Genomic DNA, 18,655 nt, shown 5'->3' with positions numbered 1-18,655 from the left:
GGGGCGGCTGAGCTGCCGCCCGTCTCATGGCGGGGCAGACTAGCCGCTCCGCGCGTCAGCGCAACTTAATTTCATAGGGCAGCCGCGGCTTACCGTACGGTAAAGCGGACCCGGTCGATCATCCGCCCGCCCGGATCGACGAGCGCGAGCATGTGGCTGCCCGGGCGCGGCAAGATCTGCTGGCCGGCGTCGGCGTCGCCGAGCGGCTGCTTGTCGAGGATCAGGCGGTATCCGGCAACCGACCCGCTGACGGTGACGGCCAAGCGCTGGCGGTCGATCGGGATGTCGGGGTCGAGCGCGTAGACGCTGCCGCTGACCGGGCTGGTGATGCGCGGGCGGCGGGCGGCCTGCGGTGCCGCCGCCATTTCGGACTGCGCGGTGCCGGTGAGGAAATATTCGCGGCGCGGCGGTTCGCGCGTGCCGGGGAGGGCGACCTGCCGCGCCTCGACGCCGTCGGGCATCGCAGGCGGCTTGCCGGGGTTGCCCGCGTGGAGCGCGAGCATCACATCGCGCCAGACGGGCGCGGCGCCCGAAGTGCCCGACACCGCGCGCATCGAATCGCCTTCGAGATTGCCGACCCAGACCGCGACGGTGAAGCGGTCGGACCAGCCGATGCACCAATTGTCGCGCATGCCTTTCGAGGTCCCCGTCTTGGCGGCGGCCCAGAAGGGGAGGCGCAGCGCGCTGTCGGCGCCGAATGCATCGGCGCGGGCGGAGGCGTCGGCGAGGATGTCGCCGACGATGAAGGCGGCGGCGGGACTCGCGATCTGGCGCGCATCTTTACGATCATCGCGCATATCGACGAAGTGGACGGAGGACCATTTTCCCATATTTGCGAATGTTCTGAAGGCGTTGGCTTGTTCGACGAGCGACACTTCGGCCGAGCCGAGCGCGAGGGAAAATCCGTAATATTCGCCGTCCTCGACGAGGCCGTGATAGCCCAGGGCCCAGAGGCGGTCGCGGAATTGCTGGACGTCGTCGATCACGAGCGCGCGCACCGCGGGGACGTTGAGCGACGAGGCGAGCGCATGACGGACGCTGACCGGCCCCTTGAAGCTGTGGTCGTAATTCTTGGGGACATAGAGCCCCGAGGCGGTGTCGAGCTGGACCGGGCTGTCGTCGAGGATCGATGCGGCGGTGAGCCAGCCATGCTCGATCACCTGCGCATAGAGATGCGGTTTCAAGGTCGAGCCCGCCTGCCGCCGCGCGTTGGCGCCGTCGACCGACGCCGCGGTCGATTTGAGGCCGACGCCGCCGACATAGGCGAGCACCTCGCCGGTAGCATTGTCGAGCACGACGACCGCGCCGTCGCGGACGCGGTCGGAGCCGAGGCCGGCGAGCTGGCGGCGCAGCGCGACGATGGCGGCGGTCTGGATGCGGCGGTCGATCGTGGTCTTGACGCGCTTGCCGGGCTTGTCGAGCAGGCGCACGGCGAGGTGCGGCGCGAGAGCAGGGTCGAAGCGCGCGGCGTGCTCGCCCGAAACGAGCGTTGCGGCGGCGGCGCGGATCGCGGTGCAGTCCTTTGTCTGCGCGACACGGCACGCACGGCGGCCGAGCGCGTCGGCGCCCGCGGCGGGGTTGGGAAGGAGGCCCGCGAAGAGCGCGGCGTCGGTGCGATTCAGTTCGGCGGGTTTCTTGCCGAACAGGCTTTGTGCGCCCGCGCCGATTCCCTGCGCCTCGCCGCGCAGCGGGAGGAGGTTGAAATAGGCTTCGAGCATCTGCTCGTGAGTCCAGTCGGCGGCGAGCGCCTGGCCCGCACGCATCTGGCGGAGCTTGGTGCGCCAGTCGCGCTTGCCGGGTTGCGCGAGGCTGGGGTCGAGAAAGGCGGCGAGCTGCATCGCAAGCGTCGAGGCGCCGCGCGAGCGGTCGCCGGTCCAGCGCGCGCGGATCGCACTCGCGATCGCGAGCCAGTCGACCCCGCCATGCGACCAGAAGCGGCGATCCTCGCTTTGCACGACGGCGGTGCGGACGGCGGGACTGATGTCGTTCAGCGGCACCCATGCGAGGCGGCGGCGCTCGAAATTGACGCGCTCGCTGTCGAGCAACTGGCCGTCGCGGTCGTAGAGCCAAGCCTCGCTGGATTTCCAGCCGGCGCGGACCTTCTCATACTCGGGCATCGCGGGTGGCTTCGTCAGGAGGTGTGCGGCGGTGACGAGGATGAGCGAGGCGAGGGCGAGCCAAGCCAGCGCGTCAAGCCAGCGACGTTTGCGGGATGAATCCATCGTCTAAATTAGCGCGTGCTCCCGCGACGGCGGGAGCCCATCTCCTGCCGGTGCGAGTTTGAGCCGACCGGAGATGGGTCCCCGCCTTCGCGGGGACACACAGATAAAAAAGCGCGCGCGTGTGAAGCCCTCACTGCCCCACACTCGCCACCGTCAGCGGGGCGTTCGGCCATTGGCCGCGGATCGCGGGCGAATACATCGCCTCGACGCGCGTCGGCGGCAGGGTGAAGCGGCCCGACCCGTTGAGGCGAACGACATATTCGACCGCGTGGGTGCCCGCGGGCATCCAGCCGAAATAGCCGCGCCAGCTGTCCTTGCCGCGCTCGACATAGCTCGGCTGCGCGCCCGATCCGCCCGCCTGTTCGGCGAGCATTTCGGACTGACCGCCGAGGTTGCCGACGATCGTCGCGCCGGGCGCGATCGGATCGTTGATGACGACCCATGTCCGGCCCGCGGCCGCGACGACCTCGATCCGCACCTTGATCACATCGCCGCGCGTCAGCCGGTCCTTGTTCGCCGCCTTGACGATGCTGACCGAACGCTTGATCCGGTAGCCCGCGTTGAGCGGTTCCTTCAATGGCACCGCCGCCTTGACGCTGACCGTCGCCCACGGCGTGCCGGTGCCTTCGTGGTTCAGGCTCATGGTCGCGGCATTCAGCGCGACGCGCAGCGGCGAGGGCGCCTCGGCGGGCAGCGGCCAGCTTTGCGAAGCGGTCGCGCCCGCAAGGCTGACATTGGTGACGCCGGTGATCGCGCTCGCCGGATAGAGGGTGGCGAAGCGGCGGACGGTGACGGCGCCCCATGCGTTGGCGGGGGTGGTATCCCAATGGCCCTTGCGCTGGCGCTGCGCGACCCCGACCATCAGCTTGCCCGCGTCATCCTCCCAGCCTTTGCGGCCGAGCACGGCTTCCAATGCCTTGATCGCCATTTCGTCGCCGCTCGTCATCATCCACCAGGGCGCCTTCGCGTCGTCGACGAGGTCGAGGCGCGTGCCTTCGTAGACGAGACGTTTGCGCAGTTCGGCCTCGGCCGCGGTGCGCAGCGCTGGGGCATTCCGCACGCCCGGCGTCTTTTCGATCGCGACGAGCCAGTCGGCGAGCGTGCCGGTCGCCATGTCGATCGGCGCGACGTCGATCGCCGCGACGAGGCTCGCGCTCGACGCATTGTTGCGCGCGAGTGCCGCCAAGGCCGCGATGCGGACGGGGCGGACATCCCATGGACCATAGCCCTTGCGCGTCAGCCGCCCTTCGACGACCGCCTGCAAGGCTTTCACCATCTTCGCTTTCGACGCCTCGGGGATCGCGAAGCCGTTCGCTGCGGTCACGTTCATGACATAGGCGGTAAGCTCGATCGAACCCGTCATGCGTTCGTTCGGCCAGTAGCGGAGCAGCCCGTCGTCATCGAGATAGGTCGGCATCGCGCCTGCGAGCGCCTGCCACCGCCCGACATCGCCGAGCGCGACCGCGCGCGACGTCTGCTGTTCGAAACAGGTGTAGGGATAGGCGGCCATATAGTCGCGTACGCCGGTGAGTGGCGGGGCGAGCGTGCCCGCGAGCGCGATATCGACATAGCCGCCGGGCAGCGCGCCCGCCGGGATCGCGATCGGCAGCGTTGTTGCGGGGCCGACGCGGAAGAGGCTCGCGGCCCAGGTTTCGACGGGCACCGCGGGTTCGACGACCTGTTCGAAGACGAGGCGGTCGCGCGCCTTGCCGCCCTTTGCGACTGCATCGACGGTCCATTGGATGGGGCCGGTCGCCTCGGGCGCGGTCATCGACCAGCTGATCGGCACCGCGCCGCCCGCGGGGATGGTGACGGTCAGCGGCGGCGCCGTCGCGACGGCGGGCGACAGCGTCGGGGTCGCGGTGACCTCCATCGGCTGGTCGGTGCCGTTGCGCAGCGTGAAGCGCGCGTCGTACGTGTCGCCGGTGCGCACCAGTTCGGGCATGCCGGCGAAGACGCCGAGATCCTGCACGGTGCGGACGGTGGTTTCGCCGGTGCCGAAATATTGCGACCCGTCGGTGGCGATCGCGACGAGGCGGAAGCCCGAGAGATTGTCGCTGAGCGGTACGTCGACCATCGCGCGGCCCTTGCTGTCGAGCGGGACATTGCCTTTCCACAGCAGGACGGGGCGGAAGTCCTCGCGCGTCAGGCCCGACAGGTCGCCGCCGCCACCACCGCCGGGTTCGAGCGCCTTGCGGCCGTAATGGCGCTTGCCGACGACCTGCATCTGCGCGGTCGAGGTGAGCACGTCGAGCGTGCGTTCGCCCATCATCGCGTCGATGACCTGCCAGCTTTCGTTCGGCGCGAGCTCGAGCAGCGCCTCGTCGACCGCGGCGAAGGCGACGTCGGCGTTCTTCGGCGCCTTGCCGTCGGGGGTCTTGACCTCGATCGCGACCTTCGCGGTTTCGCGAACCGAATATTTCTCCTTGTCGGCCTTCACCTTGACGCCGAGCTGATGGCCTTCCCAGCCGACCTTGATGCGCGCGATGCCCATGCGGTAGCTCGGTTTGGCAAGGTCGACGAGGGCGGTCGGCGGCGCGCCTTCGCTATTCTCGATCTTGAAGCCGACCGCGCGTTTCATCTGGCGGAACCAGCTTTCGCCGCCTGTCACACGCCCGCGCACCGCCATCACCGAGACATAGACGTCGGGCGCGTAGGTGGCGGGAAGCTTGACCTTCACGACGGGGTTGGTGCCCTTGAGCGGGACGACGAAGCTCGACAGCACGCCCTCGCGTTCGACGGTGACGAGCGCGGTCGCTTCGCGGAAGGGCATGCGGACCTGGAAATTGGCGGTATCGCCCGCGGCATAGCGCGGCTTTTCGGCGATCACGTCCATGCGGTCGCCATTGTCGCCGCCGAACCACCAGTCGTTATCGCCCGCAAGCCAGACCGAGCGGACGGCGCGCGCTTCGTTGCCGTCGGCATCTTGCGCCGTCGCGACGACGGTGACCTCGCCCGAGACGCCGGGTGCCATCGCGCAGCTCGCGCGGCCGAGCCTGTCGGTCGTCGCCGAGCAGGTCGCGTCGAGGCGCGTCGTGCGCATCTGGTTGTCATAGGCGTAGAAGCCACCGATCAGGCGGCGCCGCGCGGTGATGATCTCGCGGTTATAGACCGCGACCGAAATGCGCTTCCCGGCGATCGGCTTGCCGTCGAGATCGAGCGCGATGAAATTGAGGCGGAGGTCATTGTCGCGCATCAGCCAGCCGTCGGTCTTGAGCCCGAGGCGGACGGCGGAGGGATAGAGGGTGATGCGGCGGCTCGACGTCAGCGTCTCCCCATTCGCATCCTCATAATCCATTTCGGCCGCCATCAGCGTCGGTTCGGTGATCGGCTGGTCGACCGTGACATTGGTCGTCGCGGCACCATTGGCGTCGAGCTTGAGCGGCACCGAACGCGCGAGCGGCAGTTCGGCCGACGGTTCGTCGCCGCTGTCGTCGAGCTGGACGACGCCTTCCTTCACCGGCTGGCCGTCGAAATCCCAATCCCTATAATCTTCGGGCGGCGACCAGCTCGCGCGGAAATTGGTGCGCAGTTCGACCGGGATATTCGGCGCGGGGCCGCCCGAGAGATAGCCGACAAACAGGTTGAGCGGGACGGCAGCGGGACGCACGAGCGCAGTCTTTGGTCCGGTGATCGTCGCCTTCATCGTCGGCAGGCGATATTCGTCGACCTTGACCGACTGGCCCGACCAGATCGTCTTGTCCTCGCCGTCATTGTCCTTGGTGACGAAGACGAGCTCATAATCGCCCATCGGCGCCGAGGCGGGGACGTTCCATGTCGTTTCGCCGCTGCCCGTCGCGGGAATCGCGAACGGCATTTCGAATTCGGTGTCCGAACCGCGGTGGACGAGGCGGAGCTTGCCCGCGAGCGCTTCGGGGGTGCGGAAGCCGAGACCGACGGGGCGGCGCAGGATGTGCTTCATGTGGACGGTCTCGCCCGCCTTCACGAGCGCGCGGTCGAAGACTGTGTGGAGGATGTCGCTCCGTTCCGACCAGCCATAGGGGAGGTCGAAGTCATAGGGGCGGATGCCGTTGCCCCAGTCGGTGAGGGTGAAGCTGAAATCGTCGCCCGAGCGCGCGCTGACCATCAGTGCATGGCCCTCGCTGCTCGCCGGGTCGGCGTCGTCGCGGCAGCTCGAATAGGTTTCGGGCTGCGGCAGCCCGCCGGCGAAGGCGAGGCGGCCCGCCTTGTCGGCGGTGCCGCGCGCGAGCAGGCGGCCGGTGCAGCTGTCGGTGACGCGGATTTCGGCGCCCGAAACGGGGAGGCCGCTATTGAGCGACGTCACCCAGGCGAGCGAGCCTTCGCGGCCCCATTTGAAATGCACCGCCATATTGGTGACGAGCGCGGCGGTTGCGACGTAACGCGTCGATTTGCGGCCGAGCAGCGCGGCGCCGAGTTCGGGGCTCGCGATCTCGACGACATGGAAGCCTTTTTCGGCGAGTGGGATGCCGACGACCTCGAACTCCTTGCCGCCAGCCGCGGGCGCGAGCTGCATGTTGCGGCGTTCGCCATCGGCGGGGGCGTCCGCGAAGACTGATTTGGTGCCGGTGTAGTTGACGGTGACCTCTTTCCCCGCGGCATTTTTTTCCTCGCGGTAGTCGGTGTCGTCGGCGTCGGCGACGCGTTTCAGCCAGCGCGCGATCGCGGCATCGTCGTTGCCGACCTTGAGCGCGGTCGCGGGCATTTTGAGGTTCGACTGGACGAGGCTGCTTTCGACCCCGCGCACGGTGACGGGCAGCACGCCGCCCTCGCCGGCTTCGATTATGCCGAATTCGGCGGCGAATTTGACCAGCGGCGGCGCGCGGTCGATGTGGAATTTCAGCGGGAAGTTCGACTGGTTCTGCAGCTTGCGGCCGCTCTGGTCGGTGACGTCGGCGGGGAGCACGAGCGTCGCGTCGACATTCTGCGGCAGCGGGCCGGTGAAGCGGACGCTCGTCAGCCAGGCGTCATTCTTGTCGTCGTCGCCGATCTTCGGCGTCAGTTTCTTGCCGTCGGCGGTGTTGAGCGTCGCGGCGAGGACGGTTTCGCGCGAGACGGGCGACGCGAAGCTGAGCGTCACATCCTTGATCGGATTGCAGCCCGCCTGCGGATTGATGCGGCTGCACGACATCTTCGCGGTGAAGGCGGGGCGCACATCGTGGTCGAAGCGCTGGTCGCGGCCGGCGGTGCGGCCGGGGACGCCGGCTTGGCTGATGCGCGCGTCCCAGACGAGCGCCATCTCGCGGCCCGGGGGCAGCGGGCGGCGGCATTTGACGGGGACGATGCGGTCGAGCGCGGCCTCGCGGTCGGCGCCCGCGGCGGGGAAGCGCTGCGGCAGGCCGGCGTCGTAGGTGAAGGACTGGCGCGACCAGTTGTTGTCGCCGAGCCCGGTCAGAATCTCGGTCGCGGTCGTGCGCGGCAGGACGTCGACGGGAATTTTTTCGCCGATGCCGTCGACCGCGCAATAGGCGAAGCGGCCGACCGAGGCGCGGTCGGCGGCGACGTTGGTCGCGACGAGGAAGATTTGCTGCTCCTCGATATCGCCGTCCGTCCCGCCCGCGAGCACCGCGCGCGCCGAGGGGCCGCCGGTGTCGAGCGCGAAGCGGCTGTTGCCCGCGACCGAGACGCCGCGTGCGGTCTTGAGTCCGTCGCGCAGTTCGACATGACAGGCGAGCCCGCCGGGGAGCGGCTTGTCGAATTCGAGCACCCAGGTGCGCGTGTCGACCCAGCGGCCGGTCGAAGGGAGCTTGCAGTCGTTGGTCGCCGGGGCCGGGGCGCGGGGGTCGCCGAGCGGCACCATGTCTTCGGAGAAACGGAGGGTGAAGCGCGTGATCGTGCCATCGCCGGTGCCCGAACTGCCGGGCGTTGCTAGCGTGACCTGCGGGACGGTGTCGGCGGCGGTCGCGGCCATCGCGAGGGTGAGGGGCAGGACCAGCGCCAGTTTTGCCTTGCCGGCCAATGCCGTAGCGAGCGCGCGCCATCCCTTGCCCATCGTCAACTCCCCGTTTCGGTCCGAACGCTATCCTGCTGGAAACAGGGGACAGAGTCCACCCGTCGCCGCATATCGCCCACGGTTAATCGCGCTTGGGGAAATTGCTGTGACCGCCGTCATAGACAGCGGCGGGATTCAGCGTGCGAGCATCGGTCCGAGGGGCTGTCCCGCGAAAATATGGACGTGGAGGTGCGGGATTTCCTGATGGCTGTCGAGGCCGACGTTAGCGAGCAGGCGGTAGCCGGGCGCGACGAGGCCCTGATCGCGCGCGACCTTGCCCACGGCGCGGACGAAGCCCGCGATTTCGGCGTCGCTGCCGCGCTCCGAAAAATCGTCCCAGCTCACATAGGGGCCCTTGGGAATCACGAGGATGTGCAAGGGCGCCTGCGGATTGATGTCGTGGAAGGCGAGCGCAAACTCGTCCTCGTAGACGGTCTTCGACGGCAGTTCGCCGCGCAGGATGCGCGCGAAGATGTTGGTCTCGTCATAGGGGAGGGTGGCGTCGATCGGCATGCGAGGGGTTCCTATGCGTTGTAGTTACTTTGGGCGGGCGGCCTTTTCGGCGTGGCCCGAGGTGCCGTGGCGGCGGTCGAGTTCGGCGGCGATCATGTCCCACGACAGGCCGCGGTCGGCGAGCAGGATCGAGAGGTGGAAGACGAGATCGCTTGCTTCGCCGACAAGCGCGGCATCGTCCTCGCTGACCGCGGCGATGACCGCCTCGACAGCTTCCTCGCCGACCTTCTGCGCGATCTTGCCACGGCCTTTCGCGGCGAGGCTGGCCACGTACGAGGCCTCGCTTTCGCCCGCCGTGAGCCGGTCGCGAATGACCGCCTCAAGCCGCCCCAGCGTTTCGCCCATTGCCTTGCTCATTGCGCGATCCTTTTGTCCCAATTCTTCGCGAGCGTGCCTAGCCGCGACATGCCGCCGCGACAAGCGGGCGGCGGGCCTTCAAAAACTTACCGCCGCGTAAACCATATAGAAACGCACACCGCCTAGATTCCGAGCCGCCGGGGGGCGAGACAACTTTTAAATCGGACGAAGATTATGAAAATGGACACCACCCCCACGGTGTTTCTGGCCGCAACGGCCTCGGTCATTGCGCTGACGGCGAGCCCGGCGATGGCGCAGGCGAGCGACGAGATCGTCGTCACCGGATCACGCATCGCGAAGAGCGAATTCACCAGCGCCGACCCGATCCAGGTCATCGACCCCGAAAATGCAAAATTGCAGGGGCCGGTCCAGCTCGCCGATGTGCTGCAGCAGGTCCCGGCGGCGCAGGGATCGACCCAGGTCACCTCGGCGATCTCGAACCGTTTCGTCGCCAACGGCGGTAACGACGTGCAGACGGTGTCGCTGCGCGGGCTCGGTGCCGAGCGGACACTGGTGCTGATCAACGGCCGCCGCGCCGGCCCGGCGGGCATCCGCGGATCGGTCGCGCCGTTCGACCTCAATGTGTTGCCGCTGTCGGTGGTGCGGCAGGTCGAGATACTCAAGACCGGCGCCTCGTCGATCTATGGTTCCGATGCCGTAGCAGGCGTGGTCAACATCCTGACCCGCGACGACCTCGACGGGTTCGAGGGCGGCGGCTTCTCGTCGATCACCGAGCATGGCGGCGGCGAGAGCTATGGCGTCGATGCGAGTTTCGGCAAAAAATTCGACCGCGGCCACATCTTTGCGACGGTCGACTATTTTCGCCAGCAGAAGCTGACGCGCCGCGACCGCGGCTTCCTTTTCTGTTCCGAGGAATATCTGAAGCGCGAGGCCGATGGCAGCCGCGCCGACATCGTCGATTTCCGCACCGGCCGCCCGGCGTGCAGCAGCACGCAGGCCAATATGATCGTGTTCAGCGACTTTTCGGGGATCGACCAGAACGGCTTCCCGACCTTTCGCCCCGGGCTGATCGCGCCGAACGGCCAACCGATCTTTGCCGGCCAATATGGCGCCGAGTTCGCGGGGGTCGGCATCCCGATCAACGCCTATAATCCGATCGGGGTGTTCGGCCCCGCCAATTTCTTCGGGGTCAATTTCGACGGCCCGTCGACGGGCGCGCTCAACCAGTTCGAGCCGGCCGAGCAGGATGTGGACGTGTTTTCGGGGCTCAGCCGGGTGAGCGCCTTCGTCGAGGGCGCCTATGACGTGACCGACGGCATCACCGCCTATGGCGAGTTTTTGTTCAGCAACCGCAAGTCGCACAACAACGGCGTCCAGCGGATCGAGCTCGAACAGTTCACCGGCGCGTCGATGCTGCCTTTTGTTCTCTGCGATCCGACGCAGTTCAACTGCGATCCGAATGATCTGGGCGATCCGTTCAACGCCGAGTTCGGCGGCAATCTGATCCTGCGTCCGCGCGTGCTCGTCAAATCGGAAAGCCGCGCCGACGTCGATTATTATCGCGGCGTGTTCGGGCTGCGCGGCGAGGTCGGCGGCGGGTGGAAGTGGGACGTCCACGGCCAGCACAGCCGCTCGGACGCGAGCTATACACAGGACGTCATCTATCAGGACGCAATCGCATCGCAGACCTTGCGCACACGCTCGTGCGCCGGAACGGCGACCGCGATCCGCGGCGTGCCGTGCATCGATATCGACTTTACCGATCCGCGCGTGCTGCGCGGCGATTTCACCCCGGCAGAGCGGGCCTTCCTGACGGGACGCGAAACGGGGCGCACCTTGTTCAAGCAGACCTCGGCCGAGGCGCTGCTGACGGGCAAATTGTTCGACCTGCCCGCGGGATCGGCCGGGGTGGCGGTCGGTGCGAATATTCGCCGCGACGAAATCAATGATACGCCGGGCGAGGCAACGCTGGCCGGCAATGTCGCCAATTTCACGACCTCGGGCATCACCGCGGGCCGCACCGTGTCGAAGGAGCTCTTCGGCGAAATCGAAGTGCCGCTGCTCGAAGGCGTGCCGATGGTCGAGCGGCTGACGCTGTCGGGCGCGGCGCGCTATACGCATGTCGAGGCGACGCGCCGCGACGGGGCGAGCGACAAGTTCAGCGACACGACGTGGAAGGTCGGCGCCGACTGGGCGGTCACCGACTGGCTGCGCTTCCGCGGCACCTGGGGGACCTCGTTCCGCGCGCCCGCGCTGTTCGAACTTTTCCTTGAAAACCAGACGGGCTTCCTCGGCCAGCAGGCGATCGATCCGTGCGTCCAGACCGCAGCAAGGCTTACGGCGGGCGCGATCAGCCAGCGCATCTTCGACAATTGCGCCGCCGACGGCATCGCACCGAACTATGCCGGCGGGATCGGTCCCGCGACGATCGTGTCGGGGGGCGGGATCGGCCAGCTCAAGCCCGAAACCTCGACGGCGAAGACGGTGTCGATCATCCTGACCCCCGATCTGTCGGGGGCGCTGTGGGGCGGGCTGAAGACGCGCCTTGCGGTCGATTATTTCGACATCAAGGTGAAGGATGAAATCACTTTGCTCGGCGCGGGCAATATCCTGCGCGGCTGTTACGATTCGGATGTCGCCGACGAGCCGCTGTGCGGACTTTTCACGCGCACCGCGACCGGTCCCGACCGGCAGAGCATCGCGAGCGTCACCGACCGTTATGTCAATATCAGCCGCCAGCGGAACCGCGGCGTCGACCTGTCGCTCGCGATCGACCAGGATATCGGCAAGCTCGGCGCGCTCGCGTTCCGCGCGCAGATGACCTGGCAGGTCAAGGACAAGGTTGCGCTCTTCCCCGGCACCGAGATCGACGACAATGGCAAGATCGGCAACCCGAAATGGGTCGGCGACTTCAACCTCGGCTGGATGAAGGACGGCTGGACGCTGTTCTACGGGCTCGATGTGACGGGCGCCGCGTCGAACATGAAGGACCTGCTTCGCGCGCAGCGCGGCGATGCGTGCCGCACCTCGGGCTTCCGCCCCGGCGGGCGTTTCTGCCCCGACGTCAGCGTGCCCGCGACCTTCTATCACTCGCTGTCGCTGAGCCGCGATGTTGCCGAGCGCTTCCGCATCACGCTGGGGGTCGCGAACCTGTTCGACACCCCGCCGCCGCGCGTGTCGACCGTCGTTGCTGCGACGCCGCCGGTGATCGGGCAGGCGCCGGCGTTCGGGACGCAGTACGACTATCTGGGGCGGCGTTTCTTCCTGGGGGTGCGCGGCAGCCTGTAAGCCCTCTGGACAAGCCCGCGCTGCTCTGGTGAAGCGCGGGCATGTCCGAGGTCAAACTGCATCCCGACTGGCTCGCGCGCATCGGCGGCGAGTTCGAGCAGCCCTATATGGCGGCGCTGAAGGCGTTCCTTGCGGGCGAACGCGAAAAGGGCAAGGCGATCTATCCGCGTCCGCGCGACTGGTTTGCGGCCTTGGACGCGACGCCGCCGCGGGATGTGCGCGTCGTGATCCTGGGGCAGGATCCCTATCATGGGCCGGGGCAGGCGCACGGGCTGTGCTTCTCGGTCCAGCCGGGGGTGCGCACCCCGCCGAGCCTCGTCAATATCTACAAGGAAATGCAGAGCGACCTTGGCATTCCGCGTGCCGCACACGGCTATTTGAAACATTGGGCGCAGCAGGGTGTGCTGCTGCTCAACAATTGCCTGACGGTCGAGAGCGGCATGGCCGCGTCGCATCAGGGCAAGGGGTGGGAGAAGTTCACCGATGCCGTGGTCGCGGCGGTCGCGGCCGATCCGGCGCCCAAGGTCTTCATCCTGTGGGGCAGCCATGCGCAGAAAAAGGCGGCGAACGTTGCGGGGCTCGGCGCGGGCAGCCCGCATTTGATCCTCCGCGCGCCGCACCCGTCGCCGCTGTCGGCGCACAACGGTTTTTTCGGATCGCGGCCGTTCAGCCAGGCGAACGCGTTCCTCGAAGCGCAGGGGCGGGGCGCGATCGACTGGCGTTTGCCCGACGCGCCCGACATCGCCGCCGCATGAGCCTTCTCGCCGATCCATTGACGCTGTTCGTGCTCGCCATCGCGGTGGTCCTGCTCGGGTTCGCCAAGGGTGGGCTGTCGGGGGTCGGCGCACTCGCGACGCCGCTCGTCGCGCTCGTGCTGCCACCGACGATCGCCGCCGCGCTGCTGCTGCCGATATTGATCGTGCAGGACGTCGTCAGCGTCTGGTCGTTTCGCAAGACGTGGGATGGCTGGGTTATCGCGTGGATGTTGCCCGGCGCCGCGGTGGGCATTGCGGCAGGCTATTTTTACGCCGAGCGCGTCGACGAGGCGAAGCTGATGGCAGCTTTGGGCGCGATCACGTTGGCGTTCGGGCTTTACCGGCTGTGGGTCGAGCGCGGCGGGCGCGTCGTTGCGGCGTCGACGTCGCCGGGCTGGGTCGGCAGCCTGTTCGGGGTCGCGACGGGCTTTACCAGCCAGATCGCGCACGCGGGCGGGCCGCCGTTCCAGATGTGGGTGACGCCGCGGCGGCTGCCGCACCTTGTCTTCGTCGGGACGAGTTCGATCCTGTTCGCCGCGATCAACTGGATGAAGGTACCCGCCTATATCGCGCTTGGCGCCTTCCCGCACGAGGTGCTCGTTGCCGCGGTGCTGCTGATGCCACTCGCGATCGGCTCAACCTTGCTCACCGTGCGCTGGCTGAAACGCATCGACGGTGCGCGCTTCTATGTCCTCATCTATCTGCTGATGGTGCTGCTCGGCGCCAAGCTGGTCTGGGACGGGCTGGCGGGATAACAGGCGACGCGCGTCGGCAAAAGGCGTAGACTGGCCCAGGCGGGCAAAGGCGTCCGCCGCCTTCCAAGGTATTGACCATGGCCAAGAGCCAGAAGAAATCGAGTCGTGAAACCCGCAAACCCAAAGCGGAAAAGCCCAAGAAGCCCAATGCGAGCAATCCGTCGACCAAGGTCGGCGTGGTCGCCGGGCTCGACAATATGAAGAAATAGGCGCGATGGTGCAGGCACGGTGGAATGGCGCGGTGATCGCCGACAGCGACGATACGGTCGTCGTCGAGGGCAATCATTATTTTCCGCGCGGCGCGGTCGACGCGGCGCTCTTGTCGGATAGCGCGACGACGAGCCTGTGCCCGTGGAAGGGCGTCGCGCATTATCACCATGTCACTGCGGGCGGACAGGTGAACAAAGACGCCGCCTGGTATTATCCCGATCCCAAGGAGGCGGCGGGGGCGATCAAGGATCGTATCGCCTTCTGGAAGGGCGTCGAGGTCGGCTGACCGCTTTCGCTTATGTCCACGCCAGTTCAAATCCTCGTCGACGCCGACGCCTGCCCGGTGAAGGACGAGATTTACCGCGTCGCGTGGCGGCACGAGGTCGCGGTGAAGGTGGTGAGCAACAGCCGGCTGCGCGTGCCCGACCATGTGCTGATCGAGCGGGTGGTCGTGTCGGACGGTTTCGACGCGGCCGACGACTGGATCGCCGACAACGCCGACGCGCGGAGCATCGTCGTCACGGCGGACATATTGCTCGCCGACCGCGCGTTGAAGGCGGGCGCGATTGTGCTGGGCCCGAACGGCAAGCCCTTTACCCCGGCGTCGATCGGACCCGCGATCGCGACGCGCGCGATCATGGCCGACCTGCGCTCCGGAATGGGCGACAGGGTGGGTGGTCCGCCGCCCTTTTCAAAGGCCGACCGCTCGCAATTCCTGCAGGCGCTCGATAGCGCGCTGGTCCGGCTCAAGCGCCAGCTATAAATTTCTTTCTTTTCTTTTCAGTCATTTGTGGAATTTTTTCGGGCGAGTGATGCCGATCACGGCCGGCCACGGCGATGCCCGGCATAAGCGGGGCATCGGGAACGCCCCGAACCCAATTCGAACCATATCGACCGATTGAAAAGGAAATGAAGATGACCAAGAAGCTGATCCTCGCCCCCGTCCTTGCGCTCACTGTCCTCGCGTCGGCGACCCCTGCGATGGCGCAGTCGGCGCAGCCCGCACAGGGCAGCATGACGGTGACGTCGAACCCGGTGCAGATCCTCATCGGCCTGCTGCTTCCCGCGGTGCAGAAGGTCCGCGAAGCCGCGGCACGGTAACGATATCCGGTTTTCGTCTTCGGCCCGGCCCACCACGCCGGGCCGGAACACAGCCTTCCCGCCCCTGCGACCCAGGCGGGAGGGCTGACTATTTTCCGGCCGGCTCCGGCGATCAGTTGCCGGCGCGGCGGTGCGTTACGAAGGCGAGCAGGAGGACGACCGAGATCACGCCGACCAGCATGCCCGCGGTCGTCGTGACCATCGTGATCGAGCCTGCCGGATCGTTCGAATTCCACGCGCCGCTTCGTGTCCGTTCGATCATCCACCAGGCGCCGACGATGACGATCAGGTCGAGCAGGACGAGCCCGGCCAGCGCACGCATTGATTTCTTCATGACATTCCCCTCCCCGGTTCCGACACTTTCTTCGTGTCGGATACCTTCCGCGCATGGTAGCTTCGGGTTTCGCGAAATTCCACAGGAGTCGAGACCATGGCGGCACTTCCCACGATCATCCTCGTTCACGGTTTCTGGGGCGGTGCGGCGCATTGGGCGAAGGCGATCGTCGAGCTCGACCGGTTGGGGCATAAAGGCATGCGCGCGGTCGAACTGCCGCTGACCTCGCTCGCGGGCGATGCGGCGCGGACGCGCCAGATCGCGGCGCAGGCCGAAGGACCGGTGCTGCTCGTCGGGCACAGCTATGGCGGCGCGGTGATCACCGAGACGGGGACGGCGCCGAATGTCGCGGGGCTCGTCTATATCGCCGCCTTTGCGCCCGACGCGGGCGAGAGTCCCGGCGCGCTGACGCAGCAGCATCCGCCGGCGGGCGCCGCGAACCTCGCGCCCGATGCCGACGGTTATCTGTGGATCAAGCCCGACAAGTTTCACGAAAGCTTTTGCCAAGACCTCGGCGCCGACGAGGCGCTGGTGATGGCAGTGACGCAAAAGGCGCCGCTCGCCTCGACCTTTGGCGAGGCGGTCAGCGATCCGGCGTGGCGGTCGAAACCGAGCTGGTACCAGATTTCGGGCGCGGACCGGATGATCGACCCTGCGAACCAGAAAGCGATGTCGGACCGGCTCGGCGCGCGCAGGGTGATCACGCTCGACGCGGGACACGCCTCGCTCGCCTCGCACCCGGTCGAGGTCGCGGCGCTGATCGACGAAGCGGCGCGCAGCCTGTAACCGGAGCCTCGCCGATGGCGCGCCAATATACGAATTTCGCCGAATTCTGGCCCTTTTACCTGCGCGAGCACAGCAAGGCGTCGACGCGCGCGCTGCATTATGTCGGGACCAGCCTTGTCGTGCTGATCGCGGTCGCGGCGGTGCTGGGCGGGCGGTGGGGCTGGCTGTTCGCGCTGCCCGTCGCGGGCTATTTCTTTGCGTGGGTCGCGCATTTCGGGGTCGAGAAGAACCGCCCGGCGACCTTTACCTATCCGTTGTGGAGCCTCGCCGCCGATTTCCGGATGTGGGCGTTTTGGTTGACCGGGCGGCTGGGATCCGAACTCGACCGCGCGGGCGTCGTGCGGGAAAATCGATCACACTGACCGTAAGCCCTGTCTGGCATTTGTTGCGAATCATTCTTAACTGGATCGGGTTCGCACCTGCTGGAGACGGGCCATGCCCACCGACCTGATCAAGACCTTCACCTACCTCTCGATCCATCTGACGATCGGGTTCAGCGTCGCCTATGTGATGACCGGATCGCTCGCGCTCGCGGGCGGGATCGCGATCATCGAGCCGTGCATCAATGCCGTGGCCTTCTTCTTCCACGAAAAGGCGTGGAAGCGCGTGGGCGCCCGGCCTAAGCTGCTCGCCGCCTGAGGCATCCGAGTCCCGGGCCGCCTTTCATTCCTGTCCCCTCGAACCAAGGAGTATGTCCATGACCGTCAACCGCGCATCGGCCCGTTACGAAGGCTTTGGCAAGGAAGGCAAGGGATCGATCACCACGAAATCGGGGGTGCTCGACAAGCAGCCCTATGGCTTCGGCACGCGTTTCGAAGGACAGCCGGGGACGAACCCCGAGGAGCTGATCGCCGCGGCGCACGCCGCCTGTTTCACGATGGCGCTGTCGTTCGGCCTCGCGCGCGCGGGCTATTCGGGCGACACGCTCGAAACGAGCGCGGCGGTAACGCTGGAGCAGCAGGACGGGGGCTTTGCGATCACCAAATCGGCGCTGACCATGACCGGCAAGGTGCCGGGGATCAGCGCCGACGAATTCGCGAAGATCGCCGGGGAAGCCGAGAAGAATTGCCCGGTGTCCAAGCTGCTCAACTGCGAGATTACGCTCGAGCACGGCCTCGAAGGCTAAAAACCGGTTGCGTTTCGGCCCATGGCGGCCTGCAAACGGCAGGGCTCCGCGCTTCCGGTGCTCACGTACTGAAGTACGCTGCGCTCCGGTTCACGGAGCCTCGCCATTTTCGGCTCGCCCCGAACCGAAACTCAACCCGTTTTACGCGGCGCGGAGCAGCGGTGCGGGCAGTTCGTCGGCCATGAAGTCGAAGCTGGCCTGCGCGGGCGGCTCGAGCGTCCAGCTTTGCAGCACGCGGTGGCGGCGGTGGCCGACATGGCTTTCGATCAGCACCAGCTCGCGGGGGGTCCAGTTCCACGCCAGCGGTACCGGGTCGAAGCCGCCCGTCGTGCCGTAGCCGAGCGTGACGTGCGGGCGGAGGCCCGATTTGCGATACATCGGATCGATGCCCTGCGCCGCAAGGCGGGCGACAATTGCTTCATAGGTCTGGCGGATGCCGCCGACGCCGCCCGCGGTGACAAGCTCGACGCCGGTTTCGCGCGCGACGATCCGGCCAAAGGGAATCGCGCTTGCGGCCGGCAGGCCGGACGCGAAGGCCCTGGCGACCTGACCCCGCAGGAAGGGCTGCTGTTCCATCGCCTCGGCGATCGTGCAGAGTGTCAGATGATAGAGCTGCGGCTTCAGCCCCGCGAACAGGTCGCCCGAAACGGCCGGCAATTGCCGCGCGAGCCAGCCAGCGCGATCGGCGGCAACCTGAAACCCCAGGAAATAGCGGAACATCGGGTCCATCATCCATCCTCCGAATCGGATCAATGTTCCTATTATGTTCTCATCGTGTTCGAGAGTCGAATCCTCTCTTATTCGGCCTCCATCGCCATGCGCGTCACATGGATATAGGTCGCCTGCCAGCTATCGCCGCTCCGCCGGAAGATGTCGGTGAAGCGGATGCGGACGCGAAAGGGCTTGCCCGCAGAGCGGCCCGAGAGGATCGTTTCGGCGCTCGCGAGACCAGCCTCCGCGCCGATCGGAAGGACGACGCGGTCCTTGAGGGTCACCGGATCATAATCGTCATCGGCGCCCGTCCAGCCGTCGATGAAAAAGGCTTTGCCATATCGCTTGCCGCTACCGTCGATGAAGACGAGATCGTCGGCGACCATGTGTTCGAGCGCGGCGCGATCCTGCGCGATCTGCGCCGCGTCGAACGCGTCGGCGAAGGCACGGAGGTCGGCGGCATCGCTCGCCGGCGCATCGGCTGCAAGGGCTGGCGGCGCACCGATCGCCAACGCGATGGCCATTATTCTTCGCATGGTCTTCCCTTCCTGCGATGCGCCGCGCC

Annotated in this window: 18 protein-coding genes; 11 read left to right on the top strand and 7 right to left on the bottom strand. The window is 66.9% G+C overall.

All coding sequences use genetic code 11. The annotated features are described in order from the left end of the window. Nucleotides 1-89: 89 nt before the first annotated feature. The 4 genes from pbpC to ACIPPQ_RS11785 all read right to left on the bottom strand — a co-directional run bounded on the left by pbpC (nt 90) and on the right by ACIPPQ_RS11785 (nt 9,063). Nucleotides 90-2,222 carry a penicillin-binding protein 1C gene (pbpC, locus tag ACIPPQ_RS11800; protein WP_446544271.1) on the bottom strand — a complete coding sequence of 711 codons (2,133 nt, stop codon included), beginning with the start codon at nt 2,220-2,222 and terminating at the stop codon, nt 90-92. A gap of 130 nt (nt 2,223-2,352) precedes the next feature. Beyond that, a complete protein-coding gene (locus ACIPPQ_RS11795) occupies nt 2,353-8,193 on the bottom strand; it encodes an alpha-2-macroglobulin family protein (RefSeq protein WP_446544270.1) in 5,841 nt (1,946 codons plus the stop codon). A 135-nt stretch (nt 8,194-8,328) separates the two neighbouring features. After that, nucleotides 8,329-8,706 (bottom strand): histidine triad nucleotide-binding protein, encoded by a 378-nt coding sequence (locus ACIPPQ_RS11790; protein ID WP_327456153.1) that lies wholly within the window; start codon nt 8,704-8,706, stop codon nt 8,329-8,331. Nucleotides 8,707-8,730: 24 nt separating this feature from the next. Further along, nucleotides 8,731-9,063: a phosphoribosyl-ATP diphosphatase gene (locus ACIPPQ_RS11785; protein WP_446544269.1), complete on the bottom strand. Its 333-nt coding sequence runs from the start codon at nt 9,061-9,063 to the stop codon at nt 8,731-8,733. A 180-nt stretch (nt 9,064-9,243) separates the two neighbouring features. Here ACIPPQ_RS11785 and ACIPPQ_RS11780 point away from each other — a divergent pair, with 180 nt between their 5' ends. From ACIPPQ_RS11780 to ACIPPQ_RS11750, 7 genes are all read left to right on the top strand, one after another. Continuing rightward, complete coding sequence (locus ACIPPQ_RS11780) at nt 9,244-12,312, top strand: TonB-dependent receptor domain-containing protein (protein WP_446544268.1); 3,069 nt, start codon at nt 9,244-9,246, stop codon at nt 12,310-12,312. 41 nt (nt 12,313-12,353) lie between these two features. Beyond that, the gene (gene ung, locus ACIPPQ_RS11775) at nt 12,354-13,067 is read left to right on the top strand and encodes a uracil-DNA glycosylase (RefSeq protein WP_446544267.1); all 714 of its coding nucleotides are present in this window, start codon (nt 12,354-12,356) and stop codon (nt 13,065-13,067) included. Further along, entirely contained in the window at nt 13,064-13,822 is a 759-nt protein-coding gene (locus ACIPPQ_RS11770) for a sulfite exporter TauE/SafE family protein (RefSeq protein ID WP_446544266.1), read from the top strand. Before ung ends, ACIPPQ_RS11770 begins: the two co-directional genes overlap by 4 nt. A 77-nt stretch (nt 13,823-13,899) precedes the next feature. Further along, complete coding sequence (locus ACIPPQ_RS11765) at nt 13,900-14,031, top strand: hypothetical protein (protein WP_446544265.1); 132 nt, start codon at nt 13,900-13,902, stop codon at nt 14,029-14,031. 5 nt (nt 14,032-14,036) lie between these two features. Then, nucleotides 14,037-14,318, top strand: coding sequence for a DUF427 domain-containing protein (locus tag ACIPPQ_RS11760; RefSeq protein WP_446544264.1), 282 nt, complete (start codon nt 14,037-14,039; stop codon nt 14,316-14,318). 12 nt (nt 14,319-14,330) lie between these two features. After that, nucleotides 14,331-14,795 (top strand): YaiI/YqxD family protein, encoded by a 465-nt coding sequence (locus ACIPPQ_RS11755; RefSeq protein ID WP_446544263.1) that lies wholly within the window; start codon nt 14,331-14,333, stop codon nt 14,793-14,795. Between the two features lie 152 nt (nt 14,796-14,947). After that, the gene (locus ACIPPQ_RS11750; protein ID WP_446544262.1) at nt 14,948-15,133 is read left to right on the top strand and encodes a hypothetical protein; all 186 of its coding nucleotides are present in this window, start codon (nt 14,948-14,950) and stop codon (nt 15,131-15,133) included. A 112-nt stretch (nt 15,134-15,245) separates the two neighbouring features. Here the strand turns inward: ACIPPQ_RS11750 and ACIPPQ_RS11745 are convergent, their stop codons facing one another. Then, nucleotides 15,246-15,467 carry a hypothetical protein gene (locus tag ACIPPQ_RS11745; RefSeq protein ID WP_446544261.1) on the bottom strand — a complete coding sequence of 74 codons (222 nt, stop codon included), beginning with the start codon at nt 15,465-15,467 and terminating at the stop codon, nt 15,246-15,248. A gap of 96 nt (nt 15,468-15,563) precedes the next feature. Here ACIPPQ_RS11745 and ACIPPQ_RS11740 point away from each other — a divergent pair, with 96 nt between their 5' ends. The 4 genes from ACIPPQ_RS11740 to ACIPPQ_RS11725 all read left to right on the top strand — a co-directional run bounded on the left by ACIPPQ_RS11740 (nt 15,564) and on the right by ACIPPQ_RS11725 (nt 17,379). Beyond that, nucleotides 15,564-16,253, top strand: coding sequence for an alpha/beta hydrolase (locus tag ACIPPQ_RS11740; RefSeq protein ID WP_446544260.1), 690 nt, complete (start codon nt 15,564-15,566; stop codon nt 16,251-16,253). Nucleotides 16,254-16,267: 14 nt separating this feature from the next. After that, nucleotides 16,268-16,615, top strand: a complete 348-nt coding sequence (locus tag ACIPPQ_RS11735; protein ID WP_446544259.1) for an Mpo1-like protein — start codon at nt 16,268-16,270, stop codon at nt 16,613-16,615. Nucleotides 16,616-16,688: 73 nt separating this feature from the next. Further along, the gene (locus ACIPPQ_RS11730) at nt 16,689-16,892 is read left to right on the top strand and encodes a DUF2061 domain-containing protein (protein ID WP_446544258.1); all 204 of its coding nucleotides are present in this window, start codon (nt 16,689-16,691) and stop codon (nt 16,890-16,892) included. A gap of 58 nt (nt 16,893-16,950) precedes the next feature. After that, a complete protein-coding gene (locus tag ACIPPQ_RS11725) occupies nt 16,951-17,379 on the top strand; it encodes an OsmC family protein (protein WP_446544257.1) in 429 nt (142 codons plus the stop codon). Between the two features lie 141 nt (nt 17,380-17,520). On the opposite strand, the gene ACIPPQ_RS11720 is transcribed toward ACIPPQ_RS11725, so the two are convergent. Further along, a complete protein-coding gene (locus ACIPPQ_RS11720) occupies nt 17,521-18,108 on the bottom strand; it encodes a hypothetical protein (protein WP_446544256.1) in 588 nt (195 codons plus the stop codon). A gap of 68 nt (nt 18,109-18,176) precedes the next feature. Beyond that, a complete protein-coding gene (locus ACIPPQ_RS11715) occupies nt 18,177-18,614 on the bottom strand; it encodes a nuclear transport factor 2 family protein (RefSeq protein ID WP_446544255.1) in 438 nt (145 codons plus the stop codon). Nucleotides 18,615-18,655 lie beyond the last annotated feature (41 nt).

Source organism: Sphingopyxis sp. LARHCG72, assembly GCF_052871675.1.
The sequence above is the reverse complement of the archived record's forward strand: the minus strand, read 5'-3'. Positions and strand labels throughout refer to the sequence as shown.